The organism is Achromobacter sp., from assembly GCF_049647645.1.
Taxonomy (GTDB): Bacteria; Pseudomonadota; Gammaproteobacteria; order Burkholderiales; family Burkholderiaceae_B; genus Achromobacter.
Genome location: NZ_JBARYB010000121.1, coordinates 1 through 16420 on the forward strand (window position 1 = coordinate 1; position 16420 = coordinate 16420).

Sequence of the window (16420 nt, forward strand, 5' to 3'; positions counted from 1 at the left end):
GTGGGGCTGCGCTTCGGATCCCTCCGCCCGGCCACCGGCTCACGGCATCTGCCCATGAAAAGGGGTCCAAAACCAACGCATTGGGCGACTGCCAGCCGAGGACCCCGGAGCCATCCGAAGCGCAGCCCCACCGGGGCGAGCATCGGAATGGCGCAGGGCAGCCTCGGCGGCTAAAGAACCCTGACATCCGCAAGACCCAACTTCAGTAGCCGCGCGCGGGATCGACGCGGTTGACGGGCTCCAGGCCCTGGCTGACGCGCAGTATGTTGTCGGCGATCTGTCCGGCGGCCGATGCTGGAATGGCCACCGAAGCCAGGTGCGGCGTGATCAGCACGTTGTCCATCGCCCAGAGCGGGTCGCCAGCGGGCAGGGGCTCGCGCTCGAACACGTCCAGCGTCGCGCCGCCCAGATGGCCGCTGCGCAGCAGATCGGTCAGGGCGGCCTGGTCCACCAGCGCGCCCCGGGCCACATTGATCAGGGCCGCTCCGCGGGGCAGACACTGCAAACGTTCGCGATCCAGCAGGCCGCGGGTCTGCGGCGTCAGCGGAAGCATCACCACCAGTATGTCGGCGCGCGACAGCACCGTGTCCAGCGATTCCATGCCGCTGTGGCACTCGACGCCCTCGATGTTGCGCGGACTGCGCGACCAGCCCAGCACCGTCAGCCCCTGGCGGCGCAGCTCCTGCGCCGCGCAGGCGCCCAGCTCGCCCAGGCCCAGCACCGCCACGCGCACGTCCTCGGGCGAACGCGGATGGCGATAGGCCCATTCGCCGCGCCGTTGCGCCGCTTCAAAGTACGGGATGTCGCGCGCATAGCGCAGGGCGGCGAACAGCACATAGCCGGCCATCATGCGCGCCATATTGGGATCGGTGATGCGCGTGATGGGCACGCCGGCGGGCAGGTCCTCGCGGCCGACCAGCGAATCCACTCCCGCCCCCAGGTTCACGATGAGACGCAGGTTCTTCATGCGATCGAAGAATCCTTGCGGCGCCTTCCAGGCCAGTGCGTAGTGGATGCTGGCCGGATCGTCCACTTCGTTGCCATGCACCATGCGCAGGTCCGGCAAGCGCGCCTGCATGGCATCGCGCCAGGCGGCGTAGTCGTCGAATTCGCTGTAGAAAACCATTGCGCCCGATACGGCGGGGCGGGGGGATGCGTGCATGGGCGGTCTACCTCATGTGCTGCGGTTGATCAGGCGGGACATGGCCTCGATGGCGAGCTCGTAGCCATCGCCGCCCAAGCCCGCAATGACGCCATCCGCGGCCTTGGAAATATAGGAATGATGGCGGAAGGCTTCGCGCCGCCAGATGTTGCTCATATGGACCTCGATGATCCTGCCCGGAAAGGATAGCAAGGCATCGAGGATGGGCACGGACGAATAGGTCAGGCCCGCGGCGTTGATGATGACGCCTTGCGCGGCGCCGCGCGCTTCCTGTATCCAGTCGACCAGCTGGCCTTCGTGGTTGGACTGGACGAAGTTCAGCTGGATGCCCAGCGAGGCGGCCTTCTTTTCGCAGCGCTGCTGCAATACCGGAAAACTGTCGGAACCATAGGTCTTGTTGGCGTCCAGTCCGTAGAGATTGGCGTTCGGCCCGTTGAGGAACCAGACGGTGGAGGATGATGGGGTCGCGCTCGGCGTCGTCATGGCGGCGGTCTCAGGTTTCGTGGGGAAGGGTCGCCTGCATGGCAGGCTGTTGGTTGAACACGGCGAACCACGCTGCGGCGCGTGGATGCGCAGCGCGCCAGTCCAGCTCGGGAAAGCGGAAATCCAGATACCCCAAGGCGCAGGCGATGGTCAGGTCGCCGATGCTCGGATGCGCTTGCGGCAGGCTGTCGGCCTGCGCCTCGATTTCCGCCAGGCAGGCCTGTACCTTGACCAGTTGCGCCTCGCGCCACTGCGGCCATTGGATTTCGGCCGGCCGGGCCGTGTGTTCGTAGCGCGCCAGCAGAGCGGCATCCAGCAGGCCGTCGCCCAGCGCCTGGCGCGTCAACGCCAGCCAGCGCGCCTCGCCAGCCGGAAACAGCTGCGTGTCGCCGGCGGCTTCGGCCAGGTACTCGCAGATCACGCGGCTGTCGTAAAGCGCCCGCCCGTCCGGCAGGATCAGGGTCGGCACCTTGGCCAGCGGATTGTGGGCGGCGATGCGCGCATCGCGGTTCACCGGATGCGCAGCGCTGGCCAGCCATTCGATCCGTCCGGCCTGGCCGGTCAGATGCGCGCAAGCCATCACCTTGCGCACGAAAGGAGATGTCGGGGCATAAAGTAGTTTCAATCCAGTCTCCGGATGTCAGGGTTTGAGGACCAGCTTGCCGAACACCTTGCCGCTCTCCAGCAACTGGTGCGCACGCACGGCGTCGGCCAGCGGCAGGCTTTGCGACATCTTGGGCCGGATGCGGCCGGCGGCCACCAAGGGCAGCACGTGGCGCCTGAGCGCGACAGCCATGCGGGCCTTCTCGGCATCGGTCTGCGGCCGCATGGTCGAGGAATGCAGACTCAACTGCTTTTGCATGAGGGTCAACAGCTCGACGTTGACGGCCGATCCCTGCAGGAAGGAAAGGCTCACGTGGCGTCCGCCAAATGCCAGCGCCTGCAGATTGCGCCGCACATAGTCGCCGCCGACGATATCCAGCACCACGTCGACGCCACGGCCTTCAGTGAGGGTGTCGCAGGCCGCCACAAAATCCGTGTCGTGAAAGCAGATCACCTCGGCGGCGCCGAGCTCGCGCAGAGCGTCGAAGCGGCTGCGCTCGCCATCGGTCACGACAACCCGCGCGCCGGCGGCATGCGCCATCTGGATGGCCAGCGTGCCGATGCCGCCGCCGCCGCCGTGGATCAGGACTGTCTCGCCCATGCGCAGGCGGCCCAGTTCGAACAGGTTGTGCCAGACGGTGAACAGCCCTTCCGGCAAGGCGCTCGCCTCCGCGTCGTCCAGCCCCTGAGGCGCAGGCAGGGAATGATCCACGCGCGCCACGCACCACGGCGCATAGCCGCCACCCGCCAGCAGGCTCATGAGACGCTGTCCGCGCAAGGACTCCGGCACGCCGGGGCCGCAAGCGGCCACCTCGCCGCAGGCCTCCAGTCCGAGCACGTCGGTCACGCCGGGCGCCGGCTTGCTCACGCCCTGGCGCTGCATGATGTCGGGCCGGTTGATGCCAGCCGAATGCACGCGCAGCAGCACTTCGCCGGGCCCCGGCGTGGGTACCGGCCGGCCTGCCAGCGTCAACACCGTGGCATCGCCGGGCTCGCGGGCGATGACGGCGTGCATTTCAACGGGGATCTGGTTCATGGCATTGTGCCTCGCGGACGAATGGAAACTGGGCGGCCGCGCAGGCGCGGCCGCCAGGAAGGGTGGAACCTCGTGCGATAACCCGGTCTTCAGGACGACGCCTTGAAGACGCTGACCCCGTGGCCGGGCAGCGCTAGCCCCGCCACGGCGCCCACGGGCCATTCATGGATGCAATTCAGATCGGAGGTGCGCACCATGACGTGCTGGCGTCCTTCCACGGGGATATGCACCTCCAGATACAGATCCACGTGATCGCCCTGGAACACGTGATTGACCACCGTGCCGCTCAGGACCGACCCGCTATGCAGGTTTTCCAGCTTGATGTGTTCGGGCCGCACGTAGAGATCGAGCCGGTGCCCTTCGTGCGAGCCGCCCACCAGGCGGTGGCGGGGAATATGCGTCAGCCCCCCGCCCAGGCGCAGCTGGATGGTTTCGGCGCTGGAGCCGTGATAGTGCGCGGGCAGGATGTTGACGTCGCCCAGGAACGACGCCACGAACGGATCCTGCGGATTGCGATACAGCTCGTCGGGTGCTGCGACTTGCCGGATCACCCCCTGGCTCATGACCGCGATGCGATCCGACATGCTGAGGGCTTCGCCCTGGTCATGGGTGACGAATATCGTCGTCACGCCCAACTTGCGCTGGATATCGCGGATCTCGACCTGCATGGCGCCGCGCAGGCCTTTGTCCAGCGCGGAAAACGGCTCGTCGAGCAACAGCACCTTGGGACGGATCACCAGCGCCCGCGCCAGCGCCACCCGCTGCTGCTGCCCGCCGGACAGCTCGCGCGGCTTGCGCTCGCCCAATCCGTCCAGCTTGACCAGGGCCATGGCTTCGCGCACCCGTTGCTCGATCTCGGCGGCCGGCACGCGCCGCATCCGCAGGCCATAAGCAATGTTGCGCTCCACCGTCATGTGCGGGAACAGCGCGTAGTTCTGGAACACGATGCCGATCTGGCGCTGATACGGCGGCAGCGCGGTGACCGGCCTGCCGTCGATGAAGATTTCGCCGCCGTCCGCATCGGCAAAGCCCGCGATCAGGTTCAACAAGGTGGTCTTGCCGCAGCCCGACGGGCCCAACAGCGTCAGGAACTCCCCGCGCTCGATGCTCAGGGACACCTGTTGCAACACCGTGTGATCACGGTACTTCTTTATCACTCCCTCCAGGCTGACCGCGCTGGAGCTATCGGAGGCAAAGGGGCGATTCGGCATGGTTGCTGCACTCATGGAGTTCAGTCTCCCGACGCAAGAATTCCGGGAAAAACAGGCGGTGGCCGCATGGCACGCAAGGGTGCAACATCAGCGTTCTGGTGGATTCAAGAATACGGCAAAGCCCTTTTTGCAGTGCGTTGCCGATGCTGATGGGGGCCATCGGAAAAACGAAATCGCGCTGCCACAGGCGTGGCGGCCCGCGTCGCCCGCGTAAACCAGCACCTTTGCTTTTTCCTAAGTCAGCCGTCCGAAAAACGAAGTTATCAACTCGGCGCTTCGGGATCACACTGCGTGCCTATCGTTCAGCGCGCATCTGAAGCCTGCGCACGGTTCGTCGGCCTTCTTGTCCTTGATCTTCGTGTCAGCCTCGAGACGCACCAGGGTCTCGGTATTTCTTAGGATCTTGCAATGTCAATTGAAAAAACCAATACGCTGGTGATCGGCGCCGGCCAGGCCGGCATCGCGATGAGCGAGCACCTTGGCGCCATGGGGGTTCCGCATATCGTGCTGGAACGCAAGCGGATCGCCGAACGCTGGCGCTCCGAACGCTGGGACTCGCTGGTCGCCAACGGCCCGGCCTGGCACGACCGCTTTCCCGGCTTGAAATTCGATGACGTCGGGCCCGACGTCTTTCCGCCCAAGGAGCGCATGGCCCAGTACTTCGAGGACTACGCCAAGATGCTCAAGGCGCCGGTGCGTACCGGCGTCGAAGTGCTGCGCGTCAAACGCAACGACAAGCGCCCGGGCTTCACCGTCACTACCTCCGAAGGCACGATCGAAGCCCAGCACGTGGTCGCCGCAACCGGCCCCTTCCAGGTGCCCACCTTCCCGAAAATCGTGCCGGAGAACGCCGGCATCCAACAGCTGCATTCCTCGGCCTACAAAAACCCGGGCCAACTGGCCGACGGCGCCGTGCTAGTCGTCGGCGCCGGCGCCTCCGGCTCGCAGATCGCGGAAGAACTGCGCCAGGCCGGCCGCACCGTCTACCTGTCGGTGGGCGAACACTACCGTCCGCCGCGCTCCTATCGCGAACGCGACTACTGCTGGTGGTTGGGCGCGCTGGGCATGTGGGATGAAGTCAAGAAAAAGCCCAAGCGCGAACACGTCGCCTTCGCCGTGAGCGGCTATGAAAACGGCAAGACCGTCGACTTCCGGCGCCTGGCCCACGACGGCATCCAACTCGTCGGCATCACGACCGCCTACGAAAACGGCGTGCTGCACTTTGCCGACAACCTTGCCCGCGACGTCGCCCAGGGCGATGCCGACTACTTCGAAGTTCTGCGCGAAGCCGACGCCTACATCGAGCAGAACGGCCTCGACCTGCCGCCCGAGCCCGATGCCTGGAAACTGCTGCCCGACCCGGAATGCCTTGCCTACCCCATCCTGAGCCTGAACCTGGCCGAGGCCGGCATCAAGACCATCCTGTGGGCCACCGGCTTCAAAGTCGACTTCAGCTGGATCGACGTCGACACCTTCGACGAGAAGGGCTACCCCATCCACAAGCGCGGCATCTCGGCCGAAAAAGGCATCTACTTCCTCGGCCTGCCCAACCTCACCAACCGCAGTTCTTCCTTCATCTGGGGGGTTTGGCACGACGCCCGCTACATCGCCGACCATATCGGCATCCATCTTGATTACCTGGCGTACAAGAAGGAGTGACGAGATCGGCGGCGCAGCTTGCTCTAGGCCAAACGCAAAAACCCGCATCTCGACTGAGAATGCGGGTTTTTTTGCAGATATTCGCGGTAGGCCTGGGGCATCGAATTCTTGGCCCATGTCTCGGACGCCGCTGATAGACCGGAGACGGGAGACCCAGAACTAGTGGTGATTTCGCTACTACCAGGTCGCTTGATACAAAACGATTCGACAGCGCTTGACGCCGAGTCCTCTTATGCATGGGACGATGCTCCACCACTTTCACCCTTGCTTTCTGAGTTTCTACCGCCCGGCGTGTCTGACGGAGCGAGGCCCATTCATGATGAGGCCTCGGGCGCGATCATTGGATATCAATTAGGCTTCAATGAGCGTGACTACGTCATCGCTCACTTCAAGTACTTTGATTGATGATCATGCAGACGATTCCAGTTCGACCCAAGACCACACCGTCGCCAGCGCTTGCACTAGCGTCCTGGGAGCCTGAAGGCGGCATTCTTAGCTGTTCCGTTGAATATCCTTTCGTTGAAAGGCGAGAACAAGGCCCGGAGTATCCCCTTCGAGACTTCCTGGACCAGCAGTGGCCTCAGCCTGAAACCGCCTGGATCATTGACGCGGGGTCGCTCACGCTGGATCTGGATGACCGTAAACGCCTTGTCGAAGTCTACCTACGCACAAATCCTGCCGATTGGATTTTGCAGCCGATTCAGCCTGCACAAGGAGATGTCGCAGAGCCCTTCCTCGAAGCGCCATTTGAAGCAGACGGCCGCGTCAGGTGTCAGCCAATACAGGAGGCGCAATACGACCCGCAACGAGGCATTGTCTGTCTCAGTTGGGGCGATGTTGACCATTGGTGCATCATCGCGCCTAGGCTGGCCCTGGGACTGGCAGCAGATGGAGGGCTCACGAAGATTCAAATGAGCGAGTTTTGGATCCCGGTTCCGAAGACCCGGGGGGAAACCACATGGGAGCGTGTGAAGCGCAAGCTCGGCCTACCTGCCGACCGCGCACGCTAAATTCCAAGCTTGCGTCACCGGCATGTCGTCCTAATCTTGACGTCGCCAACGCTGCCCAAGTTGCGATCTATTCTTTGCCCCTCTACGCGCGGTACGTGCAGTAGCCTGGCGCGGGGGAATTACCCGAAGATGCGCCCCTAGACGCATAGGCAACAAAAAACCCGCAATCTCATAAGAGAGTTGCGGGTTTTTCGCTCTTCCTGGGAACAACCCTGGAACAAATATTTGGTGCCGACGGCGAGACTCGAACTCGCACAGCTTTCGCCACTACCCCCTCAAGATAGCGTGTCTACCAATTTCACCACGTCGGCTAACTTCAGCCAGAAAAGCGTGCTTTCCTGGAAAGTCGAACATTCTATCACGCAAATCGGGAATCGGGTGGTTCCGTACCGCTATGTCGCTGCGGCGCCACCAATCCGTCCCCAAGAACGCTCCAGAGGGGACCGAGGACCACCTCTCCCCTCGCCTATCAGTTGATCTGCAGGTTGGTCGCCTTGACGACTTCGCCCCACTTGCGGGTTTCGCTTTCCATGAAGGCCTTGAACGCTTGCGGCGTGTTCGGCGGCGGGGGCATGAGGAAGCCGTTGGTCTGGTAGCTGGCGGCCAGGGCGGCGTCGGCGGCCAGGGCCTTGTTGATGGCGGCGTTGACCTTCTGGACGATGTCGGGCGGGGTACCGGCCGGTGCAAACACGCCGAACCAGGCCGCCACGTCGAAGCCTTCCACGCCGGATTCGGCGATGGTGGGGATTTCCGGGGCGAACGGCACGCGGCTGGCGGTGGTGACGGCCAGGCCGGTCAGCTTGCCGGCGCGCACGTGCGGCAACAGCGGCGGCAGGTTGTCGAAGATGGAGTCGACTTGTCCGCCCAGCAGGTCGGCCACGGCCGGGCCGCTGCCGCGGTAGGGGACGTGCAGGATGTCGATGCCGGTCTTCATCTTGAAGAGCTCGCAGCCCAGGTGCGCGGACGAACCGTTGCCGGGCGAGGCGCAGGTCAGCTTGCCGGGATTCTTCTTGGCGTAGGCGATGTATTCCTGCACCGACTTGACCGGCACGCTGGCGTTGACGGCCAGGATGTTGGGCACCACGTTCAGCAAGGCGACGGCGTCCAGGTCCTTGAGCGCGTCATAGGACATCTTGGAATAGAGCGACTGATTGATCGCAGTGGAAATCGATCCCACGAACAGGGTGTAGCCATCGGGCGCCGCACGGGCGACGGACTCGGCGCCGATGTTGCTATTGGCGCCAGGCTTGTTCTCCACCACGAAGGTCTGGCCGAATTCCTTGCCCAGCACGTCCGCGATCATGCGGGCGCTGATATCGGTGGTGCCACCCGGGGCGTAGCCCACCACCAGCCGCACCGGCTTGGTCGGGTAGGAGCCGGCCTGGGCCTGCGCCGGGCCGCTGGCGACGCACGCCAGCACCGCCGCAACACCGGCCAGTTTGCTATAGATCTTCTTCATGTTTCCTCCTGTCGAAAACGGATGGGCGCGCATGGCCATGCGCACCGCTTTTTTGTTGTTGTGCGGGCAGTCCTGCCCCGGGGCGGCGGCGCCGCCCGCGTCAGGCGGAGCCCGCTGGCCGCAAGGGCGCGATCAGGTCCGGAGTGAGGTCGGCCAGCGTGGCGCAGCCGAGCAGCGCCATGTTGGTCGAGATCTCGCTGCGGAATATCTCCGCGACCTTGCGGATGCCGGCGCTGCCGGCCACGGCCGCGCCGAACAATTGGGGCCGGCCGGTGAAGACCATGCGCGCGCCCAGGGCCACGGCCTTGAGCACGTCGGAGCCGCGGCGAAAGCCGCCGTCCACCATGACCGGAAAACCGGACGGCACCGCGGCCACCACATCGGGCAGCGCCTGCAAGGGCGAAATGCAGCCGTCGAGCTGGCGTCCGCCGTGGTTCGACACAATCACTCCATCGGCGCCCGCCGCGCAGGCCAGACGCGCGTCGTCGGGATGCATCACGCCCTTGAGCACCAGCTTGCCCGGCCAGTTCTCGCGGATCCAGCGGATGTGCTCCCACGAGAGCTTGTCGCGCTCGCCGCGAAAGCCGTTGGGCGGGTCCTGGGTGATGGGCGGGCCGATTTCCTCGTACAGGTTCGAGAACCTGGGTACGCCGCTGCCCAGCAGCGTGCGCAGGAAGACATTGATGCTCCAGCGCGGATGCCGCATGCCGTCCAGCATGACGCTGGGGCTCATCTTGAAGGGCACGGTGAAGGACAGCTTCTGCAGGTTCTCGCGGTTGGCGCCGACGCAAGTGTCTATGGTCACCACCAGCACCGGGATCTCGGCCTGGCGCAGCCGCGCCATCAGCTTGGCGATGCGCTCGGTGTTGCCCGGCAGATAGGCCTGGTACCAACAGCGCTTGCCGGTGGCCTGCTGCAAGCGTTCCAACGGCACGCTGGACGCGCCGCTGATGATGAACGGAATCTCGGCCTGCTGCGCCGCCTGCGCCAACGCCAGGTCGCACTCGTGCATGACGATGGCAGAGAACCCGGTGGGCGCGAACCCCAGCGGCATGGCGTAGCTCTGGCCATAGAGTTCGACCCGGCTGCTGCGCTGGTCCACCACGCGCAGGCCGCGCGGCCGAAAGCCCACGTCGCCCAGTGCGCGTACGCTCTCTCCCAGCGAAGCGCCATCCTCGGTGCCGCCACACACGTAGCCTTCGACGCAGCGCGGCATGATGCGCCGCGCTTCGCGCTCGAAGTCGCGCACGGACAGGCAGCGGTCCAGACGGCTCATGCAGCCACCGGCGAACCGGCTTGCGCGCGCAGCGCCTGCAGGCAGGCGTCCAGCGAACGGTCCTGCGTGTCCTGGTAGAGCGCCAGCTCGTCCTGCACCTTGGCGCCCAGGGCCTGCTCGAAAGCGGCCTGGCTGGCGTTCTGCGCGTACTCGGCCTGGGCCTTGTCGCCCAGGTTCGACTGGAAGATGCCGGCGGCGCTGACGGGCAGGAAGTCCTCGTACACCAGCGGCTCGAAGCGGATATGGCCCTGGGCGACCAGGTCTTGCAGGCCGGCGTCGGGATCACCGCCTTCCTTGCCGGTCAGGAAATAGCGGAAGTACGCCAGTCCCTGCGCATGCAGTTGCGCGTAGTCGTCCGGGAACGCGGCGAAGCAGTCCTGCAGGTTCTGCATATAGGCGGCGGCGTTGCCTTCGTTGGGCGCGCCGCTGATGCGGCTGCGGGCCAAGTCCAGCAATTGGTCGTACAAGGCCCGGCCCTTGCGGGTCAGCGCCACGCCGCGCTGCTCGATCTCGCCGAAGCGCGCCGTGTGGCTGCCGGACGCGGACTGGCCGTCGGCGCCGGCGAACAGGACCGCTTCCTCCAGCGCCTTGAAGCTGGTCTGACGCAGCAGGATCGGGCATTTGCGCGGCGGCGGGCCTTCGATCACGGCCTTGGCGGACACGCCGCGGCGCGGCATCTCGGCCTGGGCCTCGTCGATGTCCAGCGTGCGCGGCGTCAGGTGGTTGATGTGCGGGCCCTTGAAGGCCACCACGTCGGCGATCAGGCGATGCAGGCCGTGCAGTTCCTGGTAGTCGTCCAGGCTGACGGTCGCCTCGCTGTGCCAGCGGAAGGTGTGCAGGGCTTCAGTCACGAATTCATGCGCATCGGCGTCTTCCAGTCCGCCCTGCGCCTCGAAGCGGGCAGCGAGTTCCAGCGCGCGCGCGGTGAAGATCTGGCGCGCGGCCAGGATGCGGGCGGCCTTCGCGCGCAGCGCCGCGTCGTCGATCAGTTCCAGCCGCAGCAGCGAGGTGAAGACGCGGAACGGGCTGGCCTGCAGCGAGGTTTCATGGGTGGCGCGGAAGGCGGTGGAATGCACCGGCACGCCGGCCGGCGACAGGTCGTAATAGCCCACCGGCTGCATGCCCATCACGGCGAAAACGCGCCGCATATTGGCCAGTTCCTGCGCGGTGCCGACGCGGATGGCGCCGTGGCGCTCGACGTCCAGGCGCTCGATCTCGCCGGTGCGCGCCAGCTGCGCGGCCAGTTCGGGCTGCGCGGCCAGGGTCTGGGCGTTGACCTGGGCCACCAGGTCCAGCAGCGTGTCATACAGCGGCACTTCCGACTTGTACATGTCGGACATGGCGCGGGAGAACCAGGCGCGGATCTGATCCGGATTGACGAAATTCTGACTCATGGCGGGCTCGGCACATCGGTAAACAAGGATGGCCCGCATGACATCATGCGCCGCGCCCGCAATCAAATGAAAAAAATCGGCCTAATCAGTCCGTTTTTTCATGGACCGCGTCCGCTGGGCGTCGCGCTCGCGCTTGCGCGCGGCCTCACCTTCCACCCAGGCGACGAACTGCTTGATCTTGGGCACTTCGGCCGAGTGCTCGGAGTAAGCGACGAAGTAAGCGCCGTCGCTGGGCTGCACGTAATCCCACGGAATCACCAGTTTGCCGGCCTGCAGCTCCTCTTCGGCCAGCAGGCGCGGCGTCAGCGCCACGCCGCAGCCCCCTTCGGCGGCGCGCACGCACATGTAGAAGGTATCGAAGCGGGGACCGTGGTAGCTGCGGTCGGACTGGAATTGCTGGCGCGAGAAATAGTCGTGCCAGGCCTCCGGGCGCGAGGCGCACTGGATCAGCGCCTGCGCGCTCAATGCTTCCAGACTGTCGACCCTGTCGCCAGGCAGGAAGCCGGGCGCGCACACGGGCACCACCTCGGCTTCGAACAATTCGCGGCACTGCGCCCCCGGCAGGGTGCCGTGGCCGAAGAAAAAGGAGATGTCGATCTTGGACTGCATCAGATCGAAGGGCCGAGTTTCGCTGCGCACCTTGACCTGGATGTCCGGATGCGCGGCCATGAAGCCTTGCAGGCGCGGGATCAGCCAGCGCGCGCCGAACGTAGGCTGGGTGCCGATGGTGAGCACCTGCGTCTCGCTGCCGTAGGTCAGGATGTAGCGCGAGGACATGTCGACCTGGTTCAGGATGGCCCTGACCTCGGACTGGTACAAGGCCCCGGCGGGCGTCAACTGCAGGCGCCGGCGCACGCGCAGGAACAGCGGATTGCGCAGCAGCGCCTCCAGCTGCGCGATCTGTTTGCTGATCGCGCTCTGGGTCATATGCAGTTCCTCGGCGGCGCGCGTAAAGCTCATGTGCCGCGCCACCGCCTCGAAACATTGCAGCGCCATCATCGATGGCATCAAACGCTTTTCCATGGGGCCGATCCGGGTATGCCTGTGCTGGCGGCGGCCTGCGTCCGATCGCCGGCCGCCGCGCTTGCGGCATTATCGCAGGCCCGGCCTCACCACTGGTATCCGACCCCCGCCGCGCCGCCGAAGTCGCCGCGGGACGTACCGTTGGCCGACACCTTGTAGACCCAGCGCCCGCCGCTGGAAACGCGCGACAGCCCCATGGCATAGCCCGACTCGCCGTTCCAGGTGCCGCCGGCCAGGGACAACATGTTGCGTCCCGGCAAGTAGGCTTGCGGCAGGGAGGCCGTCGCCATGGCGGCGGCCACACCCGCGCTCAGCATGCGTTCCTGCGAATCCAGGTCGCTGCGCAGGTTCTGCAGGGAGTGTTCGACGGCGCCCACCCGCGCCTCGCCCGCGCTGCTGGCGGCGCGCAACTGCCCCACGTTGACGGCATCGGTGTCCTCGCTGCCCGCCGCCACGCCCGTCATCTGGCGCCCGCCCACGTTCACCTCGCCCGTGGAGCTTTGTGGCTGCGCCATGCCATGGGCTGCGTAGCTATCCTGCGCGCCGCGCGCTGCGGTGGAACCGGCCCCCAGCGCCACGCTGTTGGCCGCCGCAGCGACCGCTCCGGCGCCCACCGCGACGCTCTGGGTGGCCGCGGACGATTCCGCGCCCACCGACACGCTGCGATCCGCCAACGAACCGCGCCCGGCATTCGAGCCCATCGACACGTTGTCGCTGCCGCGCACGCCCGAACCCGCGGCCGTGCCCTGCGCCACGTTGTTATTGCCGACGACCTCGCGGCCAGCCGCCAGGCCGCTCGCCGTATTGCCATCGCCCTGCACGCCATAGCCCGCGTAGGCGCCGGCGGCCAGGTTGTTGGCGCCGGTCACGTTCTGCCCGGCATTCTTGCCCTGCGCCAGATTGCCTTCGCCTTCCACGTTCTGGCCTGCGTTCTGGCCCAGCGCCAGATTGCCGTCGCCGACGACATTACGGCCAGCTTCCTGGCCGAAGGCCGAGTTACCGTTGCCGGTGACGTTGCGCCCCGCGTTGGCGCCATAGGCGGCATTGTTGTTGCCCACCGTGTCCGTGCCGGCCCAGAAGCCGTAGGCATCGTTATAGTCGCCCGTGACGTTCTGGCCGGCGCTGCGGCCGAACGACTGGTTCCAGCCGCCCTGCACATTGGTGCCGGCGTAGTAGCCGATGGCCTGGTTGGCGTTCTTGCCGCCAACCTTGGAACCCGCGCCCTCGCCGATGGCGACGTTCCAGTTGGTGCTCACGTCCTTGCCCGCGCCGTTGCCCAGGCCGATGTTATTGCTGCCGGTCACGTTGGTGCCGGCGCTCTTGCCTATCGCGTGATTGCTCTTGCCCGTCACGCCCTGGCCGGCGCCCGGCCCGTAGCCGAGGTTGCTGCCGTCCCACTTCACGGGCGGCGCGGTCTGCGCCTGCGCCGTCGAACCGCCCGCCAGCGCGCCGACCAGAACTGCCACCGACAAGCCGTTGGCGGCAAGAATTGCGTATGTGTTCTTCATGATCATGTTGGTAGTTTTCTTGTTGCGGACTGGCCGGACGCGCACCCCGATGCGCGCCCGGCCCACTCATGCCTGGACCATCACAGATGGAGCGCCATGGCGGGATCGCTGACGCTGGGGCGGCCGTTTTCCATGCGCCCGGCGAAGCGGCGCTCGAAGCCCTCGGCGGTGACGGTAAAGTCGTACCAATTGCCGCTTTCCTTGACGGCCCAGTGGTGTTCGGCCACGGCGCCCGGCTCGACCGCCAGGACCCAGGGACCGTCCTTGCGGTAGGCGTTGGATTGCAGATTCGCCTGCAGGCGGGCCGTGCCGCGGTTGGATACCTTCACGTACAGCGCGCCGCCCGCGGGTTCGTAGCAGACCTGCACTTCCAGGGCCGCGCCGCGCTGCGTGTTGCCGGAGAAGGTCCGCACGAAGCCGTTGCTGCTGTAGACCCACAGGTCATAGTCGCCGCCGGTCCAGGTGTCGGACAGCGTCTTGCCCGCTTCCACGGTGTAGCGCCGCGGAATCAGGTCCAGGTTGCGCTTGTCGTACACATGGAACACGGCGCCGGCTTCGCCGGAATTGCTGAACAGCAGTTCCACTGCGCCGTTCGCGCCGAGCCGGGCGCTGGTGTGCAATTCATAGGGCAGCGCGCGCGACAGCCGCGTTCCGGTCTCCTGGAACAGCGGCTGCGGGATGGCGGGCGCCTGGGTCACCGCGGTGGTGGGCAGGAGCTTCTGCGCCGCATTGACCGCGGGAAAGTTGCTCGTATCAGGCAGCGCGGGAACGCGGGGATCGTTGGGGCTGACGAAGTCGAAGCAGGTGGTCAGGTCGCCGCAGACCGCGCGACTCCACGGACTGATGGCGTCGACCTTGATGTCGAAGCGCTGCTCAAGAAAGCGGCCCACCGAGGTGTGGTCGAATACCTGCGAGTTGACCCAGCCGCCCTTGCTCCACGGCGACACCACGTACATCGGCACGCGCGAACTCAGGCCCCAGGGACGGATGTTGCCGCTGGTCTTGTCCTCGGCCTTCAGATAATTGCCCACGGAAGCATCGAAGTACTCGCCCTCCAGCGGCACGGTGGACTTGCCCATCAGCACGCCGTTGGCGTCATAGGACGGCACCGCCGGCATGGCCGCGTGGTCGAAGAAGCCGTCGTTCTCGTCGAAAGTCACGAACAGCGCGGTCTTGCTCCAGACCTCGGGGTTGGAGGTCAGCGCATCCAGCACGTCGGCGATGAAGTCGGCCGCGCCGGCCACGCCTTCGCTGCTGCCCGGATGCTCGGCCAGGGCCTGCGTGGGCAGCACCCACGAAACCTGCGGCAAGGTGCCATTGGCCACGTCCTGCTTGAGCTGCGCGAGGAAATTGACGGCGCCGTCGTTCTTCTCCGGGCCGCCAGTCAGGCCGTGCTCATAGATCGGCGAACCCGGTTGCGCGGTGCGGAAACTCTTGAAGGCCAGGCAGCCATGCATGGCGCCGGTCCAGTTGTTGTTCATGTTCTGGTAGATGTGCCAGCTGACGCCGGCGCGCTGCAGCAGATCGGGCAAGGTGTCCCACTTGAAGGCGCTGTTCTTGTACTTGTAGTTGTAGGCGCCGGTCGCGGGGTCGATCTGGCCCGACCCGTCCGTCAGCTGCGCCCGGCCCGCGACCCAATTGGACGGACTCGGCCAGCAGCGCGAATTGACGGGTTCCGAATCGGTGTCCGTGCTGTTCACGCCCAGCTTGCGCAGTTCGGGATTGGCGTTGGCGCCCGACCAGAACACGATGCGGTTCGGGTCGGTGCCGGTCAGGATGGAACAGTGGTAACCGTCGCAGACCGTGAAGGCGTCGGCCAGCGCGAACTGGTACGGGATGTCCTCACGCATGAAGAAGCCCATGGTGGCCTGGTTCTTGAACTGGATCCACTGGTCCATCTTGCCCTGGTTCCAGGCGGCTTGCTGGTCGGGGAAATTGTGCGGCGTGCCGGAACCGATCAGCGCGTTGCTGGTCCTGGAGTCGCGGCGGAAGGGCTGGATGTCCTGGCCGCCCTTGGGATCGGGCTGGAAGAACACCGACTTGCCGCTGGCCAGCGGAATCGGGAAACGGTCGCCGAAGCCGCGCACGCCGCGCATCGTGCCGAAATAGTGGTCGAACGAACGGTTCTCCTGCATCAGGATCACGATGTGCTTGATGTCCTTGATCGTGCCGCTTTCGACCGCGGCGGGGACCGCCAGCGCGCGCTGGATCGAGGCGGGCAACAAGGCCATCGCCGACAGGGCGCCGGCCGCCTGGGCCGAGGCGCGGAAGAATTGCCGGCGGCCCGGCAAGGCCGGGGACACGCTGGCGGAATGCGAGGAATAGGTCTTGGTCATGGGGCTACTCTTGCGTTGGGTTGGGCGGAACGGGCGTTCAGGGCGCGCAGCGCAATTGCGGCGCGGGAGGCTGCGGCTCGGGCTGTCCGGTCTCGGGCGGCGAGGTCGCGCCGTCGTCCGAGTCGTCGTCGCCGCCGCAGGCGGCAAGGGTCAGGCTCAGGGCGATGGCCGCAACAAGGGCGCGGCCCAGTGCAAAGTACGGGGTCATGAAAACTCCTGGTCGGGGAACGTAGCCGGGTCCATCCGGCAGAAAACCTATC

Annotated in this window: 14 protein-coding genes and 1 tRNA gene; 2 read left to right on the forward strand and 13 right to left on the reverse strand. The window is 65.8% G+C overall.

Going from position 1 to position 16420, the window contains the following annotated elements:
• Window positions 1–202: 202 nt before the first annotated feature.
• The 5 genes from WBB14_RS14265 to WBB14_RS14285 form a co-directional block, all read right to left on the reverse strand.
• Window positions 203–1162, reverse strand: coding sequence for a 2-hydroxyacid dehydrogenase (locus tag WBB14_RS14265; protein WP_424240414.1), 960 nt, complete (start codon window positions 1160–1162; stop codon window positions 203–205).
• A gap of 12 nt (window positions 1163–1174) precedes the next feature.
• Entirely contained in the window at window positions 1175–1645 is a 471-nt protein-coding gene (locus tag WBB14_RS14270) for a type II 3-dehydroquinate dehydratase (RefSeq protein ID WP_424240415.1), read from the reverse strand.
• A 10-nt stretch (window positions 1646–1655) separates the two neighbouring features.
• The gene (locus WBB14_RS14275) at window positions 1656–2270 is read right to left on the reverse strand and encodes a glutathione S-transferase (protein WP_424240416.1); all 615 of its coding nucleotides are present in this window, start codon (window positions 2268–2270) and stop codon (window positions 1656–1658) included.
• 15 nt (window positions 2271–2285) lie between these two features.
• A complete protein-coding gene (locus tag WBB14_RS14280; protein ID WP_424240417.1) occupies window positions 2286–3284 on the reverse strand; it encodes an NAD(P)H-quinone oxidoreductase in 999 nt (332 codons plus the stop codon).
• Window positions 3285–3373: 89 nt separating this feature from the next.
• A complete protein-coding gene (locus tag WBB14_RS14285; RefSeq protein WP_424240418.1) occupies window positions 3374–4510 on the reverse strand; it encodes an ABC transporter ATP-binding protein in 1137 nt (378 codons plus the stop codon).
• Between the two features lie 393 nt (window positions 4511–4903).
• Here WBB14_RS14285 and WBB14_RS14290 point away from each other — a divergent pair, with 393 nt between their 5' ends.
• Both WBB14_RS14290 and WBB14_RS14295 read left to right on the forward strand, forming a co-directional pair.
• Window positions 4904–6154, forward strand: coding sequence for a flavin-containing monooxygenase (locus tag WBB14_RS14290; protein ID WP_424240419.1), 1251 nt, complete (start codon window positions 4904–4906; stop codon window positions 6152–6154).
• 410 nt (window positions 6155–6564) lie between these two features.
• Window positions 6565–7164 carry a hypothetical protein gene (locus WBB14_RS14295; protein WP_424240420.1) on the forward strand — a complete coding sequence of 200 codons (600 nt, stop codon included), beginning with the start codon at window positions 6565–6567 and terminating at the stop codon, window positions 7162–7164.
• 226 nt (window positions 7165–7390) lie between these two features.
• Here WBB14_RS14295 and WBB14_RS14300 read toward each other — a convergent pair.
• From WBB14_RS14300 to WBB14_RS14335, 8 genes are all read right to left on the reverse strand, one after another.
• Window positions 7391–7475: transfer RNA gene (locus WBB14_RS14300), tRNA-Leu, on the reverse strand.
• A gap of 158 nt (window positions 7476–7633) precedes the next feature.
• Window positions 7634–8623 carry a Bug family tripartite tricarboxylate transporter substrate binding protein gene (locus WBB14_RS14305; protein ID WP_424240421.1) on the reverse strand — a complete coding sequence of 330 codons (990 nt, stop codon included), beginning with the start codon at window positions 8621–8623 and terminating at the stop codon, window positions 7634–7636.
• A gap of 100 nt (window positions 8624–8723) precedes the next feature.
• Window positions 8724–9899 (reverse strand): alpha-hydroxy acid oxidase, encoded by a 1176-nt coding sequence (locus WBB14_RS14310; protein WP_424240422.1) that lies wholly within the window; start codon window positions 9897–9899, stop codon window positions 8724–8726.
• Window positions 9896–11293 carry a 2-oxoadipate dioxygenase/decarboxylase HglS gene (gene hglS / locus WBB14_RS14315; protein ID WP_424240423.1) on the reverse strand — a complete coding sequence of 466 codons (1398 nt, stop codon included), beginning with the start codon at window positions 11291–11293 and terminating at the stop codon, window positions 9896–9898. The genes WBB14_RS14310 and hglS overlap by 4 nt, the downstream gene beginning before the upstream one ends.
• Window positions 11294–11374: 81 nt before the next feature.
• Window positions 11375–12316: a LysR substrate-binding domain-containing protein gene (locus WBB14_RS14320; RefSeq protein WP_424240424.1), complete on the reverse strand. Its 942-nt coding sequence runs from the start codon at window positions 12314–12316 to the stop codon at window positions 11375–11377.
• An 86-nt stretch (window positions 12317–12402) separates the two neighbouring features.
• Window positions 12403–13824 carry a YadA family autotransporter adhesin gene (locus WBB14_RS14325; RefSeq protein WP_424240425.1) on the reverse strand — a complete coding sequence of 474 codons (1422 nt, stop codon included), beginning with the start codon at window positions 13822–13824 and terminating at the stop codon, window positions 12403–12405.
• 80 nt (window positions 13825–13904) lie between these two features.
• Entirely contained in the window at window positions 13905–16160 is a 2256-nt protein-coding gene (locus WBB14_RS14330; protein WP_424240426.1) for a phosphocholine-specific phospholipase C, read from the reverse strand.
• 37 nt (window positions 16161–16197) lie between these two features.
• Window positions 16198–16368: a hypothetical protein gene (locus WBB14_RS14335; RefSeq protein WP_013391955.1), complete on the reverse strand. Its 171-nt coding sequence runs from the start codon at window positions 16366–16368 to the stop codon at window positions 16198–16200.
• Window positions 16369–16420 lie beyond the last annotated feature (52 nt).